Consider the following 21,178-nt stretch of genomic DNA (forward strand, 5'->3'; position numbering starts at 1 on the left):
AGCACTTAGGAAAAACCCTGAATACGGCTGCGGAAACGCCTGGGTGCAGTTGAGCGACCCTGTGGACAACGGGCATTCGCGTCGGTCGAAACGGATGTTCTGCTTGCGGCGCAAGAGGCAGAGATGAGCCTTCTTGGGCATATGCTCGGGCGATACACGCCCTGTTAACGCTTCGTTGACTCACGTCGCAGGGTACCAATATCCACTGCTTTACACAGAACATACAACGAACAATGATGAACTTATCAGGAACAAGGAGGTCATCATGGTTCGCACAATTCTTGGAACGGCCGCTGAAATCGCTTCCCTTGCGATGTTCGGATCTGCCATAGCGCTATGGGCGCTGGCCCTCTCGCCGATGGCGTAGGCCGGGATTCACAGGAACGAGTTCCGTGGCAAGGTTCGGGTGAGGAGAATCGTGCCACAATACGCGCCGTCTCGAGTTCGGTTTCCGAGTTGGGTTTCATGGCGCGCCTCCTTCACGATATCGGCTTCGTGCATCTGCACGTCCATTCCTCGTACTCGCTGCTCGAGGGAGCCCTGAAGATCGCGCAACTGGCGAAGCTGGCGGCGGCGGACAAGCAGCCGGCGCTGGCCCTGACGGATACCAACAATCTCTTCGGTGCCTTGGAATTCTCTGAGAAGCTGGCCGGATCGGGAATTCAGCCCATCGCCGGCGTCCAGCTGTCGGTCTGCTTCGAAGAGCCCGATCCTGTCGCCCGCATCCTTCCGCAGCCCGCCAGCATAGTCCTGCTGGCCCAGACGGATGAAGGTTATCGGAATCTCATGCGCCTCGTGAGCCATGCCTATTTCGGCGTGCCGCTTGGAGAGGCGCCCCGTGTCTTCGCTCCCGCCTTGGCACAGCATTGCGAGGGTCTCATTGCGCTCACCGGCGGTCTCACGGGCCCGCTCGACACCGCCTTTCGCGAGGGGCGGCATGAGCTGGCGCAGGCACGGCTCGAAGCTCTCAAGCACGCCTTCGGTCATCAGCTCTATGTGGAAATCCAGCGCCATGGCCTGGATGAGGAACGTCTCGTCGAGCACGCGCTGATCGATCTTGCCGACCGCAATGGGCTGCCTATCGTTGCGGCCAACGAACCCTTCTTCTCCTCACCTGCCGATTACGAGGCGCACGACGCGCTGCTGGCCATTGCCGACGGGCGGATCGTGTCCGACGACAACCGTCGACGGTTGTCGCCGCAGCATGACTTCAAAACCCGCAAGCAGATGATGGAGCTCTTCGCGGATCTGCCGGATGCCCTGCAGGCCAGCGTCGAGATCGCCATGCGGTGCTCCACTCGTGTGAGGACGCGCAAGCCCATCCTACCGAGCTTCGGGATCGGGCCGGACGCTGCCGCCCTGGACGAGGGCGAGGAATTGCAGCGCCAGGCCGAGGAGGGGCTGCGCAGGCGCCTTGCCGCTCATGGCCCCGCACCCGGTCTGACGGAGCAGGACTATCACGATCGTCTCGCCTACGAGATCGGCATCATCCGGAACATGAAGTTTCCGGGCTACTTCCTGATCGTGGCCGACTTCATCAAATGGGCGAAAGACCACAACATTCCGGTGGGCCCCGGCCGCGGCTCGGGCGCCGGCTCACTCGTGGCCTATGCGCTGACGATTACGGATCTCGATCCCATCCGCTTCAGCCTGCTGTTCGAGCGCTTCCTCAATCCGGAACGCGTCTCGATGCCGGATTTCGATATCGACTTCTGCGTGGAGGGCCGCGAGCGGGTCATCGACTATGTGCAGAAGCGCTACGGCGAAGAGCAGGTGGCGCAAATCATCACCTTCGGAACGCTGCTGGCGCGCGGCGTGATGCGCGACGTCGGCCGCGTCCTCGAAATGCCGTATGGGCAGGTCGACAAACTCACCAAACTCGTGCCGCAAAATCCGGCGAATCCGGTGACCCTGGCGCAGGCCATCGAAGGCGAGCCGAAGCTCCAGGCGGCAATCGACGAAGAGCCTGTCGTCAAGCGCATGCTTAACATCGCGCAGAAACTCGAGGGCCTGCACCGCCACGCCTCGACACACGCGGCCGGCGTGGTGATCGGCGATCGGCCACTCCAGGAGCTGGTGCCGCTCTACCGAGATCCGAAAACCGGTATGCGGGTGACCCAGTTCAACATGAAATGGGTCGAGCAGGCTGGCCTCGTAAAGTTCGACTTCCTCGGCCTCAAGACGCTCACCGTCCTGCGCACAGCGGTGGATCTCATTCGGCGCCGAGGCATCGAGGTCGATCTTTCGGCACTGCCGCTGGACGACCGAAAATCCTACGAGATGCTGCAGCGAGGCGAAACCGTCGGCGTGTTCCAGGTGGAATCGGCGGGCATGCGCAAAGCCCTCGTCGAGATGGAGACGGACCGGTTCGAGGACATCATCGCCCTCGTGGCGCTCTATCGTCCGGGCCCGATGGCCAACATCCCGGTCTATTGCGCGCGCAAACTCGGCAAGGACGAGCACAACAAGAAGGATTGGTATCCGCACGACAAATTGGAGCCGATCCTGCGCGAGACCTTCGGGATCATCGTGTACCAGGAGCAGGTGATGGAAGTCGCCAAGGTGCTCGCGGGCTACTCGCTCGGCGACGCGGACCTGCTCCGTCGTGCGATGGGCAAGAAGATCAAGTCGGAAATGGACGCGCAGCGCGAGCGTTTCCTTTCTGGCGCCGCGAAAGACGGGCTCGACAAGGCGAAGGCCAACGAGATCTTCGATCTCCTGGCAAAGTTCGCGGATTACGGCTTCAACAAGAGCCACGCGGCAGCCTATGCCCTCGTCGCTTTCCAGACGGCTTACCTGAAAGCCAATCACCCGGTCGAGTTCCTGGCGGCGTCCATGACGCTCGATCTCGACAACACCGACAAGCTCTCGGAATTCCGACGTGAGGCGCAGCGTCTTGGTATCAAGGTCGAGCCGCCCTCGATCAACCATTCCGGCGTCGTGTTCGACGTGCAGTACGACCAGGAGGAGAACGGAGCGATCCTCTACGCACTTGCCGCTGTGAAGGGCGTTGGCCGGCAGGCGATCGAGGCGGTTATCGAGGCGCGCGGCGACAAACCGTTCCAAAGCCTTGCGGACTTCGCCCGGCGCATCAATCCGCGCATGATCAACAAGCGAACGCTGGAGAATCTGATCGCGGCCGGCGCCTTCGACGAGATCGAGCCTGACCGGGCGAAGGCCTGCGCCACGGTGGATGCCATCATGAGCCTCGCGCAGCAATGCCATGAAGCGGCCAATGGCGGCATGGCCGACATGTTCGGCGGCGTCGCCTCGGCGGACGTGCCGCTGCGCATTCCGCCCTACGAGCCCTGGCCGGCGGCCGAGAAGCTTCAGAAGGAATATGATGCGGTCGGGTTCTTCCTGTCGGGCCATCCTCTCGATGAATACGGCGACCTTCTCAAGAAGCTGAGGGTCCAGACCTGGGCGGAATTCAGCCGCTCGGTGAAGGCCGGCAACTCCGTCGGTCGTGTCGCTGCGACCGTTCTCGACCGACAGGAGCGGCGAACCAAAACCGGCAACAAGATGGGCATCATCAACCTGTCCGACCAGACGGGACATTTCGAGGCGATCATCTTCTCAGAGGGGCTCCAGCGCCTGCGCGACATTCTCGAGCCCGGCAATGCCGTCGTGCTCATGCTCCAGGCGGGCGTCGAAGGTGAAGAGGTGCGGGCGCGCATCGGCATGGCCGAGCTTCTGGAAGAGGCAGTGTCCAAGCATCAGAAAGGGATGCGGATCTTCCTGCGCGACGAACGGCCCATTGGCAGCGTCTTTGAACGCCTGAAGGCGAGAGGCGAGGGCGAAGTCTCCCTCGTGCTGATTCTCGACGATGGCGACCGGGAGGTCGAGGTCAGGCTGCCCGGCAAATACATGGCGACCCCCCAGATCGCCGGCGCCCTGCGCGCCGTACCGGGGGTCGTGGACGTGCACATCAACTGAGATAGAGCGTTCCACCCCTTCGTTCGGAGGGCTCGGTCCGGGAGGATTTCCGATAAGGAAGGTGATGTTCGTCGCTTCGGCGGCTCAAATACATTGCCTGAAAGGATGTCCCGATGACCGCTCGCGTGTTTCTATTCGCTGGAATTCTCGTTGTGCCGATGCTGGCAGGCTCCCAGGTCATGGCGCACTCTCTGCCGCCGGGGGTGGCAATCGATGCAATTGGCCGCGCCCAGAACGCCGCCACGCTGTCCGGGTCAGGTGCGAGCACCATGTCCGATGCAGAGCGTGCGAAGAGGATGATTGTGTCATCGCAAGGGGCTCCCGCAGGGAAGCCAGCCAGGAAAAAGCATCCTGCCAACAGGTCCCAGGACAACGGCTAGACTTGGATCGGCAAAATGAGCGCTGCGGTTCGAGGCTATAGAGCCGCAGCGAGCCGATCGTACCGCTGTCGAGCATGAAAATCGTGGGAGCCATATGCTCTTACGCGACTTTCATGCTCGGTAACCTGCTGGATATTAAACGACCAGAAAATCTGCTGCCGTGAGGGCGGCCTTGTTGGTCAGGATGGCAATCTGGACCTGTGCGGCGCCGCCAACGCCGTCCTTGTCGTAGTAGAGCTTCCCCGTCGTCCGGTCATAAACGATCCGATCCTCGGCATCGACGGCGACTTTGCCGACCGTGAAAGCATCGGCAGTAAGATGGCCGACAGGCCCAAGCGCCTTGAAGATGCTGTTCTCCAGACGGAACGTGTCGAAGCGAGCGTTGAAGTCCTTGATCGTATCGATGTTTGCCGTCTTCGGGCTGGTGTCGAACACGAAGCTATCGCTGCCAAGCCCACCGGTCAGAACATCTCGTCCGGCACCGCCAGCAAGGAGATCGTTTCCTGCGCCTCCGAGCAGCACATCGTTGCCGGTGCCGCCATAAAGCAGATCGGCGCCCGTGCCACCGTCGAGACTGTCGTTGCCGACCTCGCCGTAGAGCTTGTCGTTGCCGGCATCGCCGAACAGGCGATCGCCGGTATACCTGATCACATCGCCTGAGTTGGGAGGTGCGAGGTAATTGCTGCCGCCATGAATCTCGTCATTACCGGCCCCACCATAGATGAGGTCGTAACCCTTGCCTCCGACAATGGTATCGTTTCCGTCGTCTCCATAGGCTCTGTTGAAAACGTCGTCATACTTCCAGGAAATGTATTCGTTGGTGAGAGCTTGGCGAAAAGTGCCACCCAGAACAATGGTATCGTTGCCACTTCCACCATACACCCAATCGCCATCGTCGACGCTGCCGGTGACAGTGTCGTCGCCATTGCCGCCATATATCACGATGTTCCGATGGGCTTCTGCTTGAAATTCTTGTGGCGTCGAGATCTGGACCCTGTCATTTCCATCTCCGAGCAGCAGCGTCTCGGTCGCCGTAGAGCCGGGATTGAATAGCAAAGTTAAAGTGTCTTGTCCTGCCCCTGCATCGATCACGCCTCCGACCTGCAAGAAGCCTGTGATAAGGTCATCTCCTCCGCCCGAAGTGATCAGGTTATGCGAGCTGTTCGATTTGAGGTCGAGATGATCGTTGCCGCCGAGAGTCGCGCCGGCCAACGCCGCTGACACCGTCTGATCGGTAATATCGTCGGGGCCGTTCGAGCTGACGTAATAGCCGCCTTCGATTTTCGTAACGGTAAGGGCCATAGTATCCTCACTAACAATTTAAGTGACGATCTAACTATATTACATTGCTAAAAATACAAGGTTATATCATGCATTTCTGCGAGATGGTGTCTTCACCTTTTGCCGCAGCTCCGTTCTAAAAGGAGGTTTAGTCAATCCACCCGCACCCATCCAGGGGCGAGAAGGCGCTCCTGCGGCTTGAAGCGGGCCTTGTAGCCCATCTTCTTGGAGCCCTCGACCCAATAGCCCAGGTAGAGGTAGGGCAATCCCATGGCCCTGGCGCGGGCGATGTGGTCGAGGATGATGAAGGTTCCGAGACTGCGGTGCTGCAGGTCCGGATCGTAGAAGGAATAGACCATCGAGAGGCCGTCGCTCATCTCGTCGGTCAGGCAGACGGCGATCAGATCGCCAGTGCCTCGGCCGGTGATCCTGCTGTCGATGCCGCGACGGCGGTATTCGACGATGTGTGTGTCCACGTGGCTGTCCTCGACCATCATGGAATAGTCGAGCACGGTCATATCGGCCATGCCGCCATCGGCATGGCGAGAGTCAAGGTAGCGGCGGAAGAGGGAATATTGCTCGGTGGTCGGCCGGTTCGGAATCACGTTGCCGATCAGGTCGGCATTGTCCCTCAGTACCCGCCGTAGATTCGGGGACGGGTTGAATTCGTCGACAATGACGCGGACGGAGACGCAGGCGCGGCACGAATCGCAGGCAGGGCGATAGGCGATCGTCTGCGAGCGACGAAATCCACCCTGCGTAAGGATTTCATTCAGCTCCCGTCCCCGGCGTCCGATGATATGCGTGAAGACCTTCCGCTCCTCTTTGCCCGGCAGGTAAGGGCATTGCGAAGGGGACGTGAGGTAGAATTGCGGTGCGTCGCGAGGCTGACTCGTCAAGCTGTATTTGCCCCAAAAGGAACCTTGAGCGCTGAAACTCAACGCCCAAGGATAACATTGGTGCCCGCGCCGTCCAGGTAAAGAGGCGTTGTGGGAAATGCCCGCAATGCCGCAGGGCGAACGCCCTAGACGCGGACGATCATCATCCCCGTCAGGAGATCCCGGACGAAGCGGCCGTCGTCCCGGGCGAGGCCTACGACGACATCGCATGCCCAGAGCAGGAAGGTCGAGATCGCAACATAGAAAAGGAGGGCATGGACCGCTGCGGCCAGCATCGACACCGGTGCGCCCGTATTGGGATCGACGACGCGAAGCCCCATGGCGCGCATGCCGACCGTCGCCTGCGAGGGGCCGCCGATCGTGATGGCATTGTAGATAATGAAGGTCAGGCCGGCGAGCGGCAGGCCGATGGCGAGGATGATCCATGTCAGGCCAAGGGTGATGGGCCCCAGGATCACGAGGGCGAGCCAAACGAGGACGAACCAGAATGCAATGACGATCAGGTCGATGAGATAGGCCCAGAACCGGCGGCTGATCACACCCTGGGTCGCATAGCGCTCGACGGGATAGACCGTCTGGTTGATGGTCGGCACGGGCCGCATGGCCATGGATAGCTCCTCTCAGTAGGCGGTTTCTGACAGGCAGTGCGAATCGATCCGTTTCGGAGCGAGCCCGTCAGCCGCCAAGGCTTCGAATATCTCCCATGTATGTTGTCTGTCCCGCGTTTCGATAGTGATGTCGATGGAAACGCCTTTCGCCGGCACGTCGAGGAACAGGCGGCCGTGGGATACTTCGAGGATATTGGCGCCGAGCTCGCCGAGCCGGGTCGCGACCTTGCCGAGGAGGCCGGGGCGATCGTTGGAGGTGATCCGGAACGAGGTGATGCGTTCGTCACGCTCGAGCTCCCGCACCATGACGGAGGCCAGAATGCGGGCATCGATGTTGCCGCCACAGAGCACGAGGCCAACCCGCTTGCCGCGGAAGCGGTCCGGTTGCGTGAGCATGGCAGCAAGGCCCGCCGCTCCGGCTCCCTCCGCCATGGTCCGCTGCAGTGTCGCATAGGCATTGACGGCGCGCTCGATCATCGGCTCGTCGACCAGGATGATGTCGGAGACCAGTTCCTTTACGATGGGGAGTGGCAGCTGCCCGACGGCCTTCACCGCGATGCCCTCGGCCAGGGTCGCTCCGCCGATGGGGCGATCCTCATGGCGGATGGCGTTCTGGAACGAGGGATAGAGCGCGGCCTCGACCCCCACGATCTCGATGGACGGCTTCCGCGCCTTCGCGGCGACCGCGATGCCTGAGATCAGGCCGCCGCCACCGATGGGCACGACGATCTGGTCGAGGTCCGGCGCATCCTCCAGCATTTCGAGGGCTGTCGTTCCCTGGCCGGCCATGACCTTGGGATCGTCATAGGGATGCACGAAGACAAGTTCTTCCTGCGCCGCGATCTGCCGCGCCCGATCGGCCGATTCGTAGAGGGTTTCGCCGTGAAGGATGACCCGTGCTCCATAGGAGCGCGTATTCTCCGCCTTCACCAGCGGAGTGCCTTCGGGCATGACGATCGTCGCGGGAATGCCGAGCCGGCGGGCATGATAAGCGACCGCCTGGGCATGGTTGCCAGCGGACATGGCGATGACGCCGCGCTTCCGTTCCGCCTCTGTCAGGCTTTCGAGCTTCACCACGGCGCCGCGCTCCTTGAAGGAGCCGGTCGGCTGCATGTTCTCATGCTTGACGCAGACGGTCGCCCCGGTCAGCTGCGACAGGCGAGGAGACGGTACGAGCGGGGTGCGCAGCACCTGTCCGCGAATAATCCCTGCGGCGGTCTTTATGTCGTCGATGGAAATGGCAAAATCCGCCAAGGCTTCCTCCGTTTATCGTTGTCTTTGTTCATCAGACGGGGCGCGGCGTCAGTTCTCTCATCCCAAGGAGTCCTCCTGGGCGGAAAATCAAAAATACCACCAAGGCGGCATAGAGTGCTACGTCGCGAGCCTCAATGGGGAGATAAGCGGACCAGAGGGTTTCGAACAATCCCACAGCGACGCCACCCAAGAGCGCTCCCGGAACCGATCCGATGCCGCCCACGATGGCGGCGATGAGAGCCTTCAGGCCGTACTGGAAGCCACCCGCGAAGCCCAATCCGCCATATTGCGCGACGATCAGCATTCCGGAGAGCCCGGCCATCGCACCGGCAAGGCCCAGGGTCTGAATGAGAAGGCGGTCGCCGTTGACGCCGAAAAGGGTGGCCGCGCGCGCATCATCCGCATAGGCACGCCAGGCGAGGCCAAATTCGGTGGCCTTCATCACCCAGATCAGGCTTAGGGCGACGAAGAGGCCGATGGCGGCGGTGACGAGCGAAATCGGAGTCAATGTCACCAGGAAGTCGCCGGCACGGGCGAGAGGCCACTGCTCCGACCAGATCGGCGGGAGCCACACGGTCACCGGACTTTGGACGAGCCGCAGATACTCCATGAGAAAAAGAGACAGGCCCACGGTCGCAATCAGGCTCGGCTGCGTGCTGGCGGTCTTGATCCGGCGAATGGTGAAGTTCCCGCCTACGGCACCGTAGATCGCGCCGGCAAAAAGCGCCGCAAGCAAGCCGGCGGCAAGCCCGACCACGGGCGCGCTGATCCCTGAGACCAGGGCGATGGAGGCTCCCGCCACGGTCGCCGCCGATCCCACTGCGGCCAACTCCCCGAAGGCGAGATTGATGCGTCCGCTGAGGCCGAACACGAGCGCATAGGCGACAGCAAGCAGCGCATAGATCGCCGTTCGGGGCAAGCTCGCCGCCAATTGCTGAAGGGAGTACGCGATCTCCCGCGGGATCTCCGCCACCTCGGCGAGAGGCGGCGATCCGGGGTCGCCCGCCAAACCCTCCGGGGTATCGATGTAGTAGTGCTTGAGGAAAAAGAGGCTTGCGCCCGAAAGCGGCCCGGTCTCCGTCGACAGGGCCGTGAGATCCGCCTTGTTGGGCGAAAGGCCCTCCGCAGCGAACTGGCAGACGACGAAGCGGTCGAGCACGGGCCGGTCGGCGTATTCCACCTCGTAGAAAATGATCAGGCTGCGGGGCGCCTCACCGCGTTCGACTTTCTTGACGGTGATGTGTGCGTCGGGATTGAGGGCGGGCAGGGCGATCCGACAAATGCGGGTCTGCTCGGCATCGACGGAGAGAGCGCAACCGGACAGGAATGCCAAAGCCGCTCCCAGCAGGGCGAAGCGCCACGCCAGGAGCAAGCCGGGGCGTTTCATGGAGGTCGATCGGGCCTATGCCCTGAGCTTCTCGGCGACCCGCGGGGCGAAGTAGGTCAGGATACCGTCCGCCCCCGCGCGCTTGAAAGCAAGTAGGCTCTCCATCATAGCCTTTTCCCCGTCGAGCCACCCGTTGGCGGCAGCGGCCTGGATCATCGCATACTCGCCGGACACTTGATAGGCGAAGGTCGGCACGGCGAAGGTTTCCTTCACACGCTGCACGATGTCGAGATAGGGCAGTCCCGGCTTGACCATGATCATGTCCGCGCCCTCTTCGAGATCGAGCGCGACCTCCCGCAGGGCTTCGTCGGAATTGCCGGGATCCATCTGGTAGGTGCGCTTGTCCCCGACCAAGGTGGCGCTCGTGCCGATGGCGTCGCGGAACGGGCCATAGAAGGCTGAAGCGTATTTCGCCGCATAGGCCATGATCTGGACGTCCTGGAAGCCCGCTTCGTCCAGGGCCATACGGATCGCGCCGACCCGTCCGTCCATCATATCCGACGGAGCGATGATGTCCGCTCCCGCCTCGGCCTGGATGAGAGCCTGACGGATGAGCAATGCCACGGTTTCATCGTTGAGGATGCGATCCCCGTCCATCACACCGTCATGGCCGTGGCTCGTATAGGGATCGAGCGCGACGTCCGTGATGATGCCGATCTCGGGAACCGCTTTCTTGATCTCCCGAACGGCTCGGCAGACCAGATTGCGGCTGTTGAGGGATTCCGACCCCATCGGATCGCGCAGGGCCGGGTCCGTGTTCGGAAAGAGGGCCAAGGCGGGAATTTTCAGCGCCGCAGCCCGCTCGGCCTCGCGCACAGCCTCGATGATCGTGAGCCGGTCCACGCCTGGCATGGAGGAAACGGCCTCCCTGCCGCTGGCGCCCTCGGTGAGAAAAATCGGCCAGATCAGGTCATCGACGGTCAGCACGCTCTCTCTCACCAGCCGTCGTGACCAATCGGCCTTGCGATTACGTCGCGGCCGCTGAGACAGCGACAGGGACGGTGCAGTGGCTTCATGGAGGGCAGGGCGGGGCAAGGAGGTAAGCTTCGACATGGATCCCAACGTCCGAGGCAGGCGGATGGCAGAGCGTTAGCACATTTGAGCGAGTCTAAAAAAGGGTCCGGCGTCGCATGAGGGGGTTGCGGTGCGAGGTGGCGTCCGGGACGCTTGGTTGACGGCCTGACACGCTCTTGTTCTAAGCCACTGAAGACCAGAACCGGGAGGCCGCCATGGACGAGAACGCCGATATCCTCTGTGAGAGGAAGGGACCAGCGGGCCTCATCACGCTTCACCGCCCGCGGGCCCTGAACGCCCTCAATCTGGGCATGGTGCGGGAGATGACGCAGGCTCTCAAAGCTTGGGAAAGCGACCCGACCGTCACCCGGGTCGTGGTCACGGGCGCAGGCGAGAAGGCGTTCTGCGCAGGTGGCGACATCCGTCATCTGACCGAACTCGGCCGGGCCGGTCACGAGGAAGAGGCGCTGACCTTCTGGCGTGAGGAGTATCGGCTGAACGCCCTGATCAAGCGTTACGCGAAGCCGTATGTCTCCCTTATCGACGGAATCGTCATGGGAGGAGGGGTCGGAATCTCGCTTCATGGTGGATATCGCGTTGCGGGAGATAGATACCTTTTCGCTATGCCGGAGGTCGGGATCGGTTTCTTTCCCGATGTGGGGGCGACCTATGCGCTGCCGCGGCTGCCAGGCGAGACGGGCATGTTTATCGCCCTCGCGGGCGAACGCCTCCGTCGCGCCGATGCGCTTGCACTCGGCCTCGCGACCCATGCGATCGACAGCGGGCAGATCGACGCCGTTAAAGAGGCTCTGATCGACGGCGCACCCGTCGACGAGGCACTTGCCGCGGCGACCGTCGATCCGGGACCCGCCCCACTGAAACCCCATCGGGATCTCATCGATCGCTGCTTTTCGGCCGAGAGCGTCTTAGCGGTTCTTCGGCGGCTCAATGTTGCGGCCGAGGAGGGATCCGACTTCGCTGCCGGCCTCGCAGCATCGATCCGCACGAAGTCTCCGACGAGCTTGTCCATCGCCTTCGAGCAGGTTCGCCGAGGGCGCAGTCTCGATTTTGCGGACGCCATGAAGACCGAATTCCGAATCGTCTCGAGAGTCGTCGATGGTCACGACTTTTATGAGGGTGTTCGAGCGACTCTGATCGACAAGGACGGAAAGCCGCAATGGCGGCCAGCCTCCTTGGATGCGATCGATAAAACGGCTATCGAACAGTATTTCGGCGGCCTCGGCGCCGATGAACTGGAGATAGACTGATGCCCCGTTCTTCCGCCCAGAAAGGCAGTCTGGATCTGGCCAAGGACTCCGTGTCCGACCGCATCGAGGAACGTCCGCCGACGCCCAGTGCCTTGCGATGGGGGTTCATCCTGACATGCTATATGCGGCTGCTTTCGGTGTTGTGGATCATGAAGGGGCTCAGCGCCTGGGCGGTGATCCTCGGCGTCTGGACGCCGATCGGGCATTTCGAGACGCGGTCGACCGGCTATCAGGCGACGGTCATCTACTTCGCGCTCATTGATCTGATCGCGGCGGTCGGATTGTGGATGGCGAGTACCTGGGGCGGAATCATGTGGCTCCTGGCCGTGATGAGCCATCTGATTCTCGCAGCCTTCTTTCCGGGGATCGTCTCCAGCGGCATCCTGACGATCTCGTTTTTTCTGACTTTGGTTGTCGTCTATCTGGGACTCGCATGGCTCGAAGCGCAGGAGAAATGAGACCTAGCCAACGGCTTACGGCTCGATCCTCACGTCTCAGTTCAGGACTGAAGTCTCAATTGCGGTCTCGTTCACGGAATAGTGTATCCCTAAAGGCACAGTGACCGATTAGAAATCATCCCTAGGGGATCGAATGACGAAAGGGGCACCGAGCCAGCTATTTTTGCCTTAAAACGGCCCCGATGTTCCTCGTTTTCGATACCGTTCCTTAATCCAATCCCGGCATTTTTCGCCGGAGATTGAGAGTGGTTAGGGAACTCGTTCCACTGCTTTCGCTGCGTCACCTCTGAAACAATCGGAAAAGCCTGCGCTCATGTTGTCTCGCCGCACTCTCCTGACAGGATCGCTCGCCCTCGTCTTCACGCCGGCTACCGCAGCCTTGGCTCAAAGCCAGGCCGAGTGGTCGCAGAACTACGAAGCCGTATCCCGCACCCGAATTCAGCGCACGGCGACGCCGATGCTCTCGGGCGAAACGCTGGCCGCGACCGAGCAGACGATCGCCCAGTATCGAGAGATCTCATCCCGGGGTGGATGGCAGCCGGTTCGCGGAGTCGACGGACTGCGCGTCGGCGCCAAGAACCCGGCCGTCATGGCGCTGCGTCAGCGCCTCATCATCACCGGGGATCTGGACCCCTCCGCCGGCGAGTCCCCGATCTATGATTCCTACGTCGAAGCCGGTGTGCGGCGCTTTCAGGCCCGGCACGGCCTGAGCTCCACCGGCACGATGACCACTGCGACTGTCGCGGCCATGAACGTGCCCGTCGACGTGCGCATCCGTCAGCTTGAAATCAACGCGGTCCGTCTGCGCAGCTTCTCGGGAAATCTCGGCAGCCGCTATGTGAGCGTGAATATCCCAGCGGCTCTCGTCGAAACGGTCGAGGGTGGGGTGGTTCATACCCGCCACGCGGCCGGCGTCGGCAAGATCGACCGCCAGTCGCCAATCATGAACGCGAAGGTGCAGGAGGTAAACTTCAACCCCTTCTGGACCGTTCCGGCTTCGATCATCCGCAAGGATCTGATCCCGAAGATGCAGAAGGAGCCGAACTACCTCACCGAGAACAAGATCCGCATCTTCAACGGTTCCGGCCAGGAGCTGAGCCCGAGCCAGGTCAACTGGTTCTCCGACGAGGCGACCCGCTATCGTTTCCGTCAGGATCCCGGCGGCGAGCTGAATTCCATGGGCTTCGTGCGCATCAACATCCCGAATCCGCACGGCGTTTACATGCACGATACGCCGTCGAAGGGCATCTTCGGCGACGACTTCCGCTTCGTCTCCTCGGGCTGTGTCCGTGTCCAGAACGTTCGCGACTACATCGAATGGCTCCTGAAGGACACGCCCGGCTGGAGCCGCGAGCATATCGACGCGACCTTCAAGTCGGGTGAGCGCATCGACGCCCGCCTTTCCCAGCCGGTCAACATCTACTGGGTCTACATCACGTCCTGGGCGACGCCGGATGGTCTCGTTCAGTTCCGCGACGACATCTACAACAAGGACGGCCTCGGCAATGCCATTCCGGTGGCGAGCCGTGTGCCAACCGAACCCGACGAAGAGATGTTCCTGCAGAACTGATTCTCGTCCCGATATCCTTTCCGTCACAGCCCGCCTCACGGCGGGCTGAGCCTTTTTTAGAATGGCCCTCCGTTTGGCTTGGCGGCGTTCATACGCCCATGGTAAAGCCCCAGGACGAAAATGAGACGAGGTTGCCGCGGGGCGCTGAAACGGACGAGTCCGATCCCCACATTCAGGCGGCAATCGCAGCAGGCGAGGTCCATCATGAGCGCGAGCGAAGCGGCACGCAGTCACCTGTCCAACTCCTTCTTCTCGGCAAGCCTCGCCGACAGCGATCCCGAGATCGCCCGTGCCATCGGGCTGGAGCTCGGCCGCCAGCGGGACGAGATCGAGCTGATCGCCTCCGAAAACATCGTGTCCCGAGCCGTCCTGGAAGCCCAGGGCTCGGTGATGACCAACAAATATGCCGAGGGCTATCCGGGACGCCGCTATTACGGCGGCTGTCAGTTCGTCGACATGGCGGAGGAGCTGGCCATCGAGCGTGCCAAGCGCCTGTTCGATTGCAAGTTCGCCAATGTGCAGCCCAATTCCGGATCTCAGGCCAACCAAGCCGTGTTCATGGCACTGATGAAGCCGGGCGATACCTTCATGGGTCTCGATCTCGCCTGCGGCGGTCACCTGACCCATGGCTCGCCGGTCAACATGTCGGGCAAGTGGTTCAATGTCGTGAGCTATAAAGTTCGCGAAAGCGACCAGATCATCGACATGGACGAGGTGGCCGAACTCGCCCGGACCCACAAGCCAAAGGTGATCGTTGCCGGCGGCTCCGCCTATTCCCGCTTCTGGGATTTTGCCCGATTCCGTGAGATCGCCGATGAGGTCGGCGCGTATTTCATGGTCGATATCGCCCATTTCGCCGGCTTGGTTGCCGGCGGCGCGCATCCGTCGCCATTCCCGCATGCCCATGTGGTCACCACGACGACCCACAAGACCCTGCGCGGTCCGCGGGGCGGCATGATCCTCACGAATGAGGAGGATCTGGCCAAGAAGATCAATTCGGCGATTTTCCCCGGACTTCAGGGCGGGCCGCTCATGCATGTGATCGCCGCGAAGGCCGTGGCTTTCGCCGAGGCGCTCCGGCCCGAATTCAAACTCTATGCTCGCTCGGTGGTCGAGAACGCCAAGGTCCTGGCCGATACCATGGTCTCCAGCGGATATGCGATCGTGGCTGGCGGTACGGACAACCACCTCATGCTGGTCGATCTGCGTCCCAAGAAGCTGACCGGCAAGGCAGCGGAGGCGGCACTCGGCCGTGCGCACATCACCTGCAACAAGAATGGCGTGCCGTTCGATCCTGAGAAGCCGATGGTGACCTCGGGCATCCGCCTCGGTACTCCCGCAGCGACCTCTCGTGGCTTCGGCGTGGCCGAGTTCCGTCGGGTCGGCGAGCTGATCGTGGAGACGCTGGACGGGCTCGCCAAGCACGGCGAAGAGGCGAACGCCGCCGTCGAGACTGCAGTCAAGGGGCGGGTCCACGAATTGACACGCCGCTTCCCGATCTACGGCTGAGGCTCAAGGCAAGCCATGCGGTGCCCCTATTGCGGGAGCCTGGACACCCAGGTGAAGGACTCCCGGCCCACAGACGATTCGTCGGCCATCCGGCGCCGCAGGGTCTGTCCCGATTGCGGCGGCCGGTTCACGACCTTCGAGCGCGTGCAGTTGCGCGAGCTTTTCGTCATGAAACGCTCCGGCCGCCGGGTACCGTTCGATCGCGACAAGCTCGAGCGTTCCGTCGAGGTGGCGCTCCGCAAGCGTCCTGTCGATCCGGAGCGCGTGGAGCGGATGCTCAACGGCATCGTGCGGCAGCTCGAAAGCATGGGCGACGCCGACGTTTCGAGCGAGACGGTCGGGGAACTCGTGATGGAGGGCCTGAAGGGACTCGATGACGTGGCCTATGTCCGCTTCGCATCCGTCTATAAGAATTTCCGCGAAGCCAAGGATTTTGAAGAGATTCTTGGCCGTCTTGCCAACGAGGAGCCGGAGGACGAGGCGCTCGCGCCGAGGAAGAACCCGGTCCAGTCCGAGTGATGGCCGCGCATGCTCCTGTCGGAGTGCTTCTGAGCGACAGAATCATTCAGGATCGGCGTTTCATGTCGCTGGCCATCGCGCTCGGCCGCCGGAATCTCGGAGCTACTTGGCCGAACCCTTCCGTCGGAGCTGTTCTGGTCCAACACCAGAACGATGGGCCGTTGATTATTGCAGTGGGGGCGACGCAGGCCGGGGGGCGTCCGCACGCAGAGCGCGTGGCGCTGGCGCGCGCGGGCGAAAGAGCCCGTGGTGGCACGCTATATGTGTCCCTCGAACCCTGCTCCCATCATGGCAAGTCGCCACCCTGCATCGATGCCATCATGGAGGCGGGGGTTGCTCGCGTGGTGTCCGCCATCGAGGACCCGGACGGGCGGGTCGCGGGCAGAGGGCATGATCGGCTGCGACAGGCCGGAATCGAGGTCGATGTCGGCTGCATGAGCCGTGAGGCGCTTCGGGCTCACCGTGGTCACATTGTCCGGGTTACGGAAGGTCGGCCATTCGTGACCGTGAAGCTCGCCCGCACGACGGAAGGCTTCGCCGGGGTGCGTGAAGGACCCCGCCTGATGATCACCGATGAGATCGCCAATGGCCGCGTCCATTTGATGCGCGCCCATACCGACGCGGTTCTGGTCGGAATCGAGACCATCCTCGCAGACGATCCTCTTCTGACGGTCCGCCTGCCGGGCCTCGAGGATCGTTCGCCCGTCCGGGTCGTTCTGGACAGCAGCCTGCGTATACCGATGGCATCGCGGTTGGTCGCAGGCGCGCGCGCGCATCCCACCTGGATCGTCACTACGCTGACAGCCCCGGTCCATGTGGAGCGCGCCCTGATGGAGGCCGGCGTCGAGGTCCTACGGGTTCCGGCCGACGCTTCCGGGCGCGTTTCATTGCCTGAGGCCCTGCGCCTGCTCGGCGAGCGCTGCCTGACACGTCTCTTCTGCGAAGGCGGGCCCGCCTTGGCCGATGCACTGGCGCAAGGCGATCTGATCGACGAACTCGTGCTCGTCACCGGTGGCTCGGGACGGGGCAGGGGCGACATTCCGGCGCTCGGCCATTCGCTGCAGGAAAAAATGGACGAGCTTGTTCTCGTCGGCGACGAGCAGCTCGGCTCCGATCTTTTCATGTTCTGGGAGAAACCCTGATGTTCACGGGCATCATCACCGATGTCGGCGAGGTCGTCGCAGCCGAGGGCGCGCAGGGAACCCTGCGCCGCCTGCGCATCAATGCCTCGTACGACCCGGCCTCTATCGCCCTCGGTGCTTCTATCGCCTGCGGCGGCCCTTGCCTCACCGTGGTGGCCGTAGGCGCGCGCGACGGCGGCTGCTGGTTCGATGTGGATGCGGCGAGCGAAACCCTGGAACGCACCACCGTTCCGCAATGGGAGGTCGGTACCCGGATCAATCTCGAGCGGTCGCTCAAGATCGGCGACGAGCTCGGCGGCCATATCGTGACGGGCCATGTGGACGGCGTCGCCACCATCGTGGCGAGGGAGGCGATTACGGCCAGTGATGATCCTTGGGGGCCGACGGCCCGGTTCTATATCAAAGCGCCGGCGGCTCTCGCGCCCTTCATCGCTGAAAAAGGATCCGTATGCCTCGACGGTACGTCACTCACCGTCAATTCCGTGAAAGAAGACGTGTTTTCGGTCCTCATCATTCCCTATACCCTGGCTGTCACCACCTGGGGCGAGCGCCAAGTGGACGATGCGCTCAATATCGAGGTCGATCTGATGGCCAGATACGCTGCACGTCTTGCGGACGCGCGCCGAGGGGAGTAGGGACCCTCCATTCATCGTTTCTCGGAGCAGCGAGCCGTTTCTTGAAGGCGAGCCCTTGGTTCGTTCGGATTCCGGCATGATGCTCCCCTCATGTTCTCATTGGTTCAAATGGTCGCTCACGCTCCTGCTCCTGCCAAAGCTCGCCCGCCTGTTCCGGGCGCCAGAATCCTGATCGTCGAGGCTCGTTTTTACGACGATATCGCCGACGAACTGCTGCGTGGTGCCCACAAGGCTGTCGAATCCGCACAGGCCGAGGCGGATGTGCTGACCGTCGACGGCGCGTTGGAAATTCCGTCGACTGTCGTGATCGCCCTCGATGCGGCAGCCAAGGCCGGAAAACCCTACGATGCTGTTGTCGCGCTGGGCTGCGTGATCCGCGGCGAGACGGGACACTATGACATCGTGGCCGGTGAGAGCGCCCGCGCGCTTATGGACCTGTCCGTCACGCGCCGCATCCCGCTGGCGAACGGCATCCTGACCGTCGAGAACGACGAACAGGCCTGGACCCGCGCGCGCGTCAATGAATTGAATAAGGGCGGGGGAGCGGTGGAGGCCGCCCTCGCGGTTCTGCGCATTCAACGCAAAGTTCAGGAGGCCTGATCATGGCAAAGCCCGCAGAGCGTTCCGCCGCGCGCCTTGCCGCCGTGCAGGCCCTCTATCAGATGGACCTGTCGGGCAAGGGCGTCATCGATGCGCTGGCCGAGTTCGAGGCATTCTGGATCGGTCGGGAGGTCGAAGGCATCGAGTTCCAGCCCTCCGACAACGAATTCTTCCGCAATATCCTTTCCGGCGTGGTCGATAACCAACGCGCCATCGACGTGAAGATCGACAAGGCGCTGGCGGCCGGCTGGCCGTTGAAGCGGATCGAGGCCGTGCTGCGGGCGATCCTCCGGGCCGGCGGCTATGAGTTGATGTACCGCAAGGACGTTCCTGCCCGGGTCGTGATCACCGAATACGTGGATGTCACGCACGGTTTCTACAGCGATGATGAGCCGGGGCTTGTGAACGCCGTTCTCGACACCCTTGCACGTGACGTGCGGGCTGGCGAGCTGGAAAAGAAGGCGGCCGGACACACGAAGCGATAGGCGGCGGGGCATCTCATGGGATCAGCGCCTCGCCCATCCGAAGATGCTCTGATCGCGCGTTTCTTCGCACCGCTCGCTGCGGATGGTGGTCTCGGCCTGAAGGACGACGCTGCCTGCCTGACGCCGAAGCCCGGTCATGACCTCATCTTGACGACTGATGCCCTGGTCGAAACCGTTCACTTCCTTCCCGGCGATCCGGCCGGTTCGGTGGGCCGCAAGGCTCTGGGCGTCAACGTGTCGGACCTCGCCGCCAAGGGTGCTGATCCGGCTGGTTTCCTTCTCAGCCTCGCATTGCCGTCCGATTGGACCGAGGAATGGCTGGCAGCCTTCGCGGCGGGCCTGGGCGAGGCCGCCCGGGATTTCGGCTGCCCGCTCCTGGGAGGCGACACGGTCAAGGCCAAAGGTGCTCTGACGCTCTCGGTGACTGCCCTGGGGGAGGTCCCGAAGGGCCACATGGTACGGCGCGCCGGGGCGAAGGCAGGCGATGTCCTCTGCGTGACGGGGACCATCGGTGACGCCGCGCTCGGGCTCGATCTCCGAAAGGAGCCGGATTGGGCCAGGCATCTATCGCCTGACGGCAGGGCCTTTCTTGCCGATAGGTATCTGCATCCGCGGCCGCGTCACGTCCTGGCAAAGGCCTTGAGGGCCCATGCCCACGCAGCCATGGATGTCTCCGACGGCCTTGCCGGAGATCTCGCCAAGATGATGCGGGTCAGTGGTGTCTCCGCCATTGTCGATCTCGACAAGATTCCCCTTTCGGTACCTGCCAAGGACGCTGTGAAGGCCCGCCCCGATCTTCTCGACCGCATTGTGACCGGCGGAGACGACTACGAAATTCTCTGTGCCGTCCCGGAAAAAGCGGTCGACATCCTTCGAAGGGAGGCCGATAGCTGCGGCGTCAGCCTATCCGCCATCGGTCGCGTCGTGCCCGAACACGATTCGCCGGTCTTTCGGGCGGGCTCCCGCGAAAGACGGTATGATGTCGGCTCCTTCTCTCACTTCTGATCCTGCTGCTTCCATCTCAAGAGACGGATTGGCACGGCATAATGCGTTGGTCCTCGCCTGCGCGCAGGCGCTGGGCGGTGCCAATCCCGCCATCGTGGTGTCGCTCGGAGGGCTCGTTGGGCAAGTCCTGGCGGAGAACAAGCAGCTGGCGACCCTTCCCGTCAGCCTGACGAATCTGGGGCTCGCGCTCGGCACCATTCCGGCCGCCATGCTCATGCGGCGGGTCGGTCGCCGCAGCGGATATATCTTCGGCGCCGGGCTTTGCGCCTTCGCAGGATGCCTCGCGGCCTTCGGCATTGCCTCTTCCAGCTTCCTGATCTTCTGCCTCGGCACCTTCATCTCGGGGTTCTACGGTTCTTTCGTGCAGAGCTATCGCTTCGCCGCGACCGATGCCGCCTCGGATTCGTTCAAGCCGCAGGCGATCTCCTGGGTCATGGCCGGTGGTCTGGTCGCGGGCATCGTCGGCCCGCAGACCGTGATCTGGACCAGTGACCTGATTCCAACCGCCCCCTTTGCCGGAGGCTTTATCGCGCAGTCCTGTCTGGCGCTCATATCGCTGGTGATCGTGTCATTCCTTCGGTCTGCCCCAGCGACGGCAGTCCCGCAGAGCGGCAGCAGCGGAGGGCGTCCCCTTCTCGTCATCATGGCGCAGCCCCGATTCATCGTCGCGGTCGCGGCAGGTCTCGTATCCTACGGGCTGATGAGCTTCATCATGACGGCCGCTCCGCTCGCCATGGTGGATTGCGGCTATCCTGTGCAAACGGCCGCGCTCGGAATCCAATGGCACATCCTGGCCATGTTCGGTCCGAGTTTCTTCACTGGACGGCTGATCAGCCGCTTCGGCAAGGCTCAGATCACCGGAATCGGACTCTTGCTCATCGCTCTTGCCGCGGCCATTGGGCTGTCGGGCCTGAGCGTCGCCCATTTCTGGACAACCCTCATCCTGCTTGGAATCGGCTGGAACTTCGGCTTCATCGGCGCCACGTCGATGGTCATAGACTGCTATCGGCCCGAGGAACGGAGCAAGGTCCAGGCCGCCAACGACTTCCTGGTTTTCGGATCAGTCGCCGTTGCTTCGTTTTCCTCTGGAAAACTTCTGAGCTCGGGCGGGTGGATGAGCGTGAATTGGCTGGTATTTCCACCGGTTATTATCGCTCTGATCCTGCTTGCCTGGCAGAAAACCAGAAAAGTTCCCCTTCCGACCTGAAGTCTTCCTGTGAGTCATTCG

Annotated in this window: 19 protein-coding genes; 13 read left to right on the forward strand and 6 right to left on the reverse strand. The window is 62.4% G+C overall.

Features of this window, described 5'->3' with window-relative positions; translation table 11 throughout:
• The first annotated feature begins 465 nt into the window (after window positions 1-465).
• Both dnaE and K9B37_RS01565 read left to right on the forward strand, forming a co-directional pair.
• On the forward strand, window positions 466-3,936 hold the full coding sequence (gene dnaE / locus K9B37_RS01560) for a DNA polymerase III subunit alpha (RefSeq protein ID WP_224311030.1): 3,471 nt from the start codon (window positions 466-468) through the stop codon (window positions 3,934-3,936).
• A gap of 113 nt (window positions 3,937-4,049) precedes the next feature.
• Entirely contained in the window at window positions 4,050-4,316 is a 267-nt protein-coding gene (locus tag K9B37_RS01565; protein ID WP_224311031.1) for a hypothetical protein, read from the forward strand.
• Window positions 4,317-4,451: 135 nt separating this feature from the next.
• On the opposite strand, the gene K9B37_RS01570 is transcribed toward K9B37_RS01565, so the two are convergent.
• From K9B37_RS01570 to hemB, 6 genes are all read right to left on the reverse strand, one after another.
• The gene (locus tag K9B37_RS01570) at window positions 4,452-5,618 is read right to left on the reverse strand and encodes a calcium-binding protein (RefSeq protein WP_224311032.1); all 1,167 of its coding nucleotides are present in this window, start codon (window positions 5,616-5,618) and stop codon (window positions 4,452-4,454) included.
• A gap of 131 nt (window positions 5,619-5,749) precedes the next feature.
• Window positions 5,750-6,496: an arginyltransferase gene (locus tag K9B37_RS01575; RefSeq protein WP_224311033.1), complete on the reverse strand. Its 747-nt coding sequence runs from the start codon at window positions 6,494-6,496 to the stop codon at window positions 5,750-5,752.
• A 125-nt stretch (window positions 6,497-6,621) separates the two neighbouring features.
• Window positions 6,622-7,104, reverse strand: a complete 483-nt coding sequence (locus K9B37_RS01580; protein WP_224311034.1) for an RDD family protein — start codon at window positions 7,102-7,104, stop codon at window positions 6,622-6,624.
• Between the two features lie 12 nt (window positions 7,105-7,116).
• The gene (locus K9B37_RS01585) at window positions 7,117-8,358 is read right to left on the reverse strand and encodes a threonine ammonia-lyase (RefSeq protein WP_224311035.1); all 1,242 of its coding nucleotides are present in this window, start codon (window positions 8,356-8,358) and stop codon (window positions 7,117-7,119) included.
• A 31-nt stretch (window positions 8,359-8,389) separates the two neighbouring features.
• On the reverse strand, window positions 8,390-9,745 hold the full coding sequence (locus tag K9B37_RS01590) for a branched-chain amino acid ABC transporter permease (protein ID WP_224311036.1): 1,356 nt from the start codon (window positions 9,743-9,745) through the stop codon (window positions 8,390-8,392).
• Between the two features lie 15 nt (window positions 9,746-9,760).
• Window positions 9,761-10,798, reverse strand: a complete 1,038-nt coding sequence (hemB, locus tag K9B37_RS01595) for a porphobilinogen synthase (protein WP_224311037.1) — start codon at window positions 10,796-10,798, stop codon at window positions 9,761-9,763.
• 176 nt (window positions 10,799-10,974) lie between these two features.
• On the opposite strand from hemB, the gene K9B37_RS01600 reads away from it, so the two are divergent.
• The 11 genes from K9B37_RS01600 (at window position 10,975) to K9B37_RS01650 (ending at window position 21,157) form a co-directional block, all read left to right on the forward strand.
• Window positions 10,975-12,027, forward strand: a complete 1,053-nt coding sequence (locus tag K9B37_RS01600) for an enoyl-CoA hydratase/isomerase family protein (RefSeq protein WP_224311038.1) — start codon at window positions 10,975-10,977, stop codon at window positions 12,025-12,027.
• Complete coding sequence (locus tag K9B37_RS01605) at window positions 12,027-12,485, forward strand: DUF6163 family protein (protein WP_224311039.1); 459 nt, start codon at window positions 12,027-12,029, stop codon at window positions 12,483-12,485. Before K9B37_RS01600 ends, K9B37_RS01605 begins: the two co-directional genes overlap by 1 nt.
• Window positions 12,486-12,798: 313 nt before the next feature.
• Complete coding sequence (locus K9B37_RS01610; RefSeq protein ID WP_224311040.1) at window positions 12,799-14,055, forward strand: L,D-transpeptidase family protein; 1,257 nt, start codon at window positions 12,799-12,801, stop codon at window positions 14,053-14,055.
• Window positions 14,056-14,259: 204 nt separating this feature from the next.
• Window positions 14,260-15,564, forward strand: coding sequence for a serine hydroxymethyltransferase (gene glyA, locus K9B37_RS01615; RefSeq protein ID WP_224311041.1), 1,305 nt, complete (start codon window positions 14,260-14,262; stop codon window positions 15,562-15,564).
• A gap of 15 nt (window positions 15,565-15,579) precedes the next feature.
• Window positions 15,580-16,083, forward strand: coding sequence for a transcriptional regulator NrdR (gene nrdR, locus K9B37_RS01620; RefSeq protein WP_224311042.1), 504 nt, complete (start codon window positions 15,580-15,582; stop codon window positions 16,081-16,083).
• Window positions 16,083-17,225: a bifunctional diaminohydroxyphosphoribosylaminopyrimidine deaminase/5-amino-6-(5-phosphoribosylamino)uracil reductase RibD gene (gene ribD, locus K9B37_RS01625; protein ID WP_255616319.1), complete on the forward strand. Its 1,143-nt coding sequence runs from the start codon at window positions 16,083-16,085 to the stop codon at window positions 17,223-17,225. The genes nrdR and ribD overlap by 1 nt, the downstream gene beginning before the upstream one ends.
• Entirely contained in the window at window positions 17,225-17,860 is a 636-nt protein-coding gene (locus tag K9B37_RS01630; protein ID WP_224311044.1) for a riboflavin synthase, read from the forward strand. The genes ribD and K9B37_RS01630 overlap by 1 nt, the downstream gene beginning before the upstream one ends.
• 90 nt (window positions 17,861-17,950) lie before the next feature.
• Entirely contained in the window at window positions 17,951-18,460 is a 510-nt protein-coding gene (ribH, locus tag K9B37_RS01635) for a 6,7-dimethyl-8-ribityllumazine synthase (protein ID WP_439651660.1), read from the forward strand.
• A gap of 2 nt (window positions 18,461-18,462) precedes the next feature.
• A complete protein-coding gene (gene nusB, locus K9B37_RS01640) occupies window positions 18,463-18,945 on the forward strand; it encodes a transcription antitermination factor NusB (RefSeq protein WP_224311045.1) in 483 nt (160 codons plus the stop codon).
• 15 nt (window positions 18,946-18,960) lie between these two features.
• Window positions 18,961-19,950 (forward strand): thiamine-phosphate kinase, encoded by a 990-nt coding sequence (gene thiL / locus K9B37_RS01645; RefSeq protein ID WP_224311046.1) that lies wholly within the window; start codon window positions 18,961-18,963, stop codon window positions 19,948-19,950.
• On the forward strand, window positions 19,925-21,157 hold the full coding sequence (locus K9B37_RS01650; protein WP_224311193.1) for an MFS transporter: 1,233 nt from the start codon (window positions 19,925-19,927) through the stop codon (window positions 21,155-21,157). Before thiL ends, K9B37_RS01650 begins: the two co-directional genes overlap by 26 nt.
• Window positions 21,158-21,178: the final 21 nt, after the last annotated feature.

The sequence above is a fragment of the Microvirga puerhi genome, from assembly GCF_020089865.1.
In the GTDB taxonomy this organism is placed as follows: Bacteria; Pseudomonadota; Alphaproteobacteria; order Rhizobiales; family Beijerinckiaceae; genus Microvirga; species Microvirga puerhi.

Bases quoted from the DNA above. Each gene is read 5' to 3' on its own strand.
- dnaE (WP_224311030.1), top strand. From the start codon at position 466: ATGGCGCGCCTCCTTCACGATATCGGCTTCGTGCATCTGCACGTCCAT.
- K9B37_RS01565 (WP_224311031.1), top strand. From the start codon at position 4,050: ATGACCGCTCGCGTGTTTCTATTCGCTGGAATTCTCGTTGTGCCGATG.
- K9B37_RS01570 (WP_224311032.1), bottom strand. From the start codon at position 5,618: ATGGCCCTTACCGTTACGAAAATCGAAGGCGGCTATTACGTCAGCTCG.
- K9B37_RS01580 (WP_224311034.1), bottom strand. From the start codon at position 7,104: ATGGCCATGCGGCCCGTGCCGACCATCAACCAGACGGTCTATCCCGTC.
- K9B37_RS01590 (WP_224311036.1), bottom strand. From the start codon at position 9,745: ATGAAACGCCCCGGCTTGCTCCTGGCGTGGCGCTTCGCCCTGCTGGGA.
- hemB (WP_224311037.1), bottom strand. From the start codon at position 10,798: ATGTCGAAGCTTACCTCCTTGCCCCGCCCTGCCCTCCATGAAGCCACT.
- K9B37_RS01600 (WP_224311038.1), top strand. From the start codon at position 10,975: ATGGACGAGAACGCCGATATCCTCTGTGAGAGGAAGGGACCAGCGGGC.
- K9B37_RS01605 (WP_224311039.1), top strand. From the start codon at position 12,027: ATGCCCCGTTCTTCCGCCCAGAAAGGCAGTCTGGATCTGGCCAAGGAC.
- K9B37_RS01610 (WP_224311040.1), top strand. From the start codon at position 12,799: ATGTTGTCTCGCCGCACTCTCCTGACAGGATCGCTCGCCCTCGTCTTC.
- glyA (WP_224311041.1), top strand. From the start codon at position 14,260: ATGAGCGCGAGCGAAGCGGCACGCAGTCACCTGTCCAACTCCTTCTTC.
- nrdR (WP_224311042.1), top strand. From the start codon at position 15,580: ATGCGGTGCCCCTATTGCGGGAGCCTGGACACCCAGGTGAAGGACTCC.
- ribD (WP_255616319.1), top strand. From the start codon at position 16,083: ATGGCCGCGCATGCTCCTGTCGGAGTGCTTCTGAGCGACAGAATCATT.
- K9B37_RS01630 (WP_224311044.1), top strand. From the start codon at position 17,225: ATGTTCACGGGCATCATCACCGATGTCGGCGAGGTCGTCGCAGCCGAG.
- ribH (WP_439651660.1), top strand. From the start codon at position 17,951: ATGTTCTCATTGGTTCAAATGGTCGCTCACGCTCCTGCTCCTGCCAAA.
- nusB (WP_224311045.1), top strand. From the start codon at position 18,463: ATGGCAAAGCCCGCAGAGCGTTCCGCCGCGCGCCTTGCCGCCGTGCAG.
- thiL (WP_224311046.1), top strand. From the start codon at position 18,961: ATGGGATCAGCGCCTCGCCCATCCGAAGATGCTCTGATCGCGCGTTTC.
- K9B37_RS01650 (WP_224311193.1), top strand. From the start codon at position 19,925: ATGTCGGCTCCTTCTCTCACTTCTGATCCTGCTGCTTCCATCTCAAGA.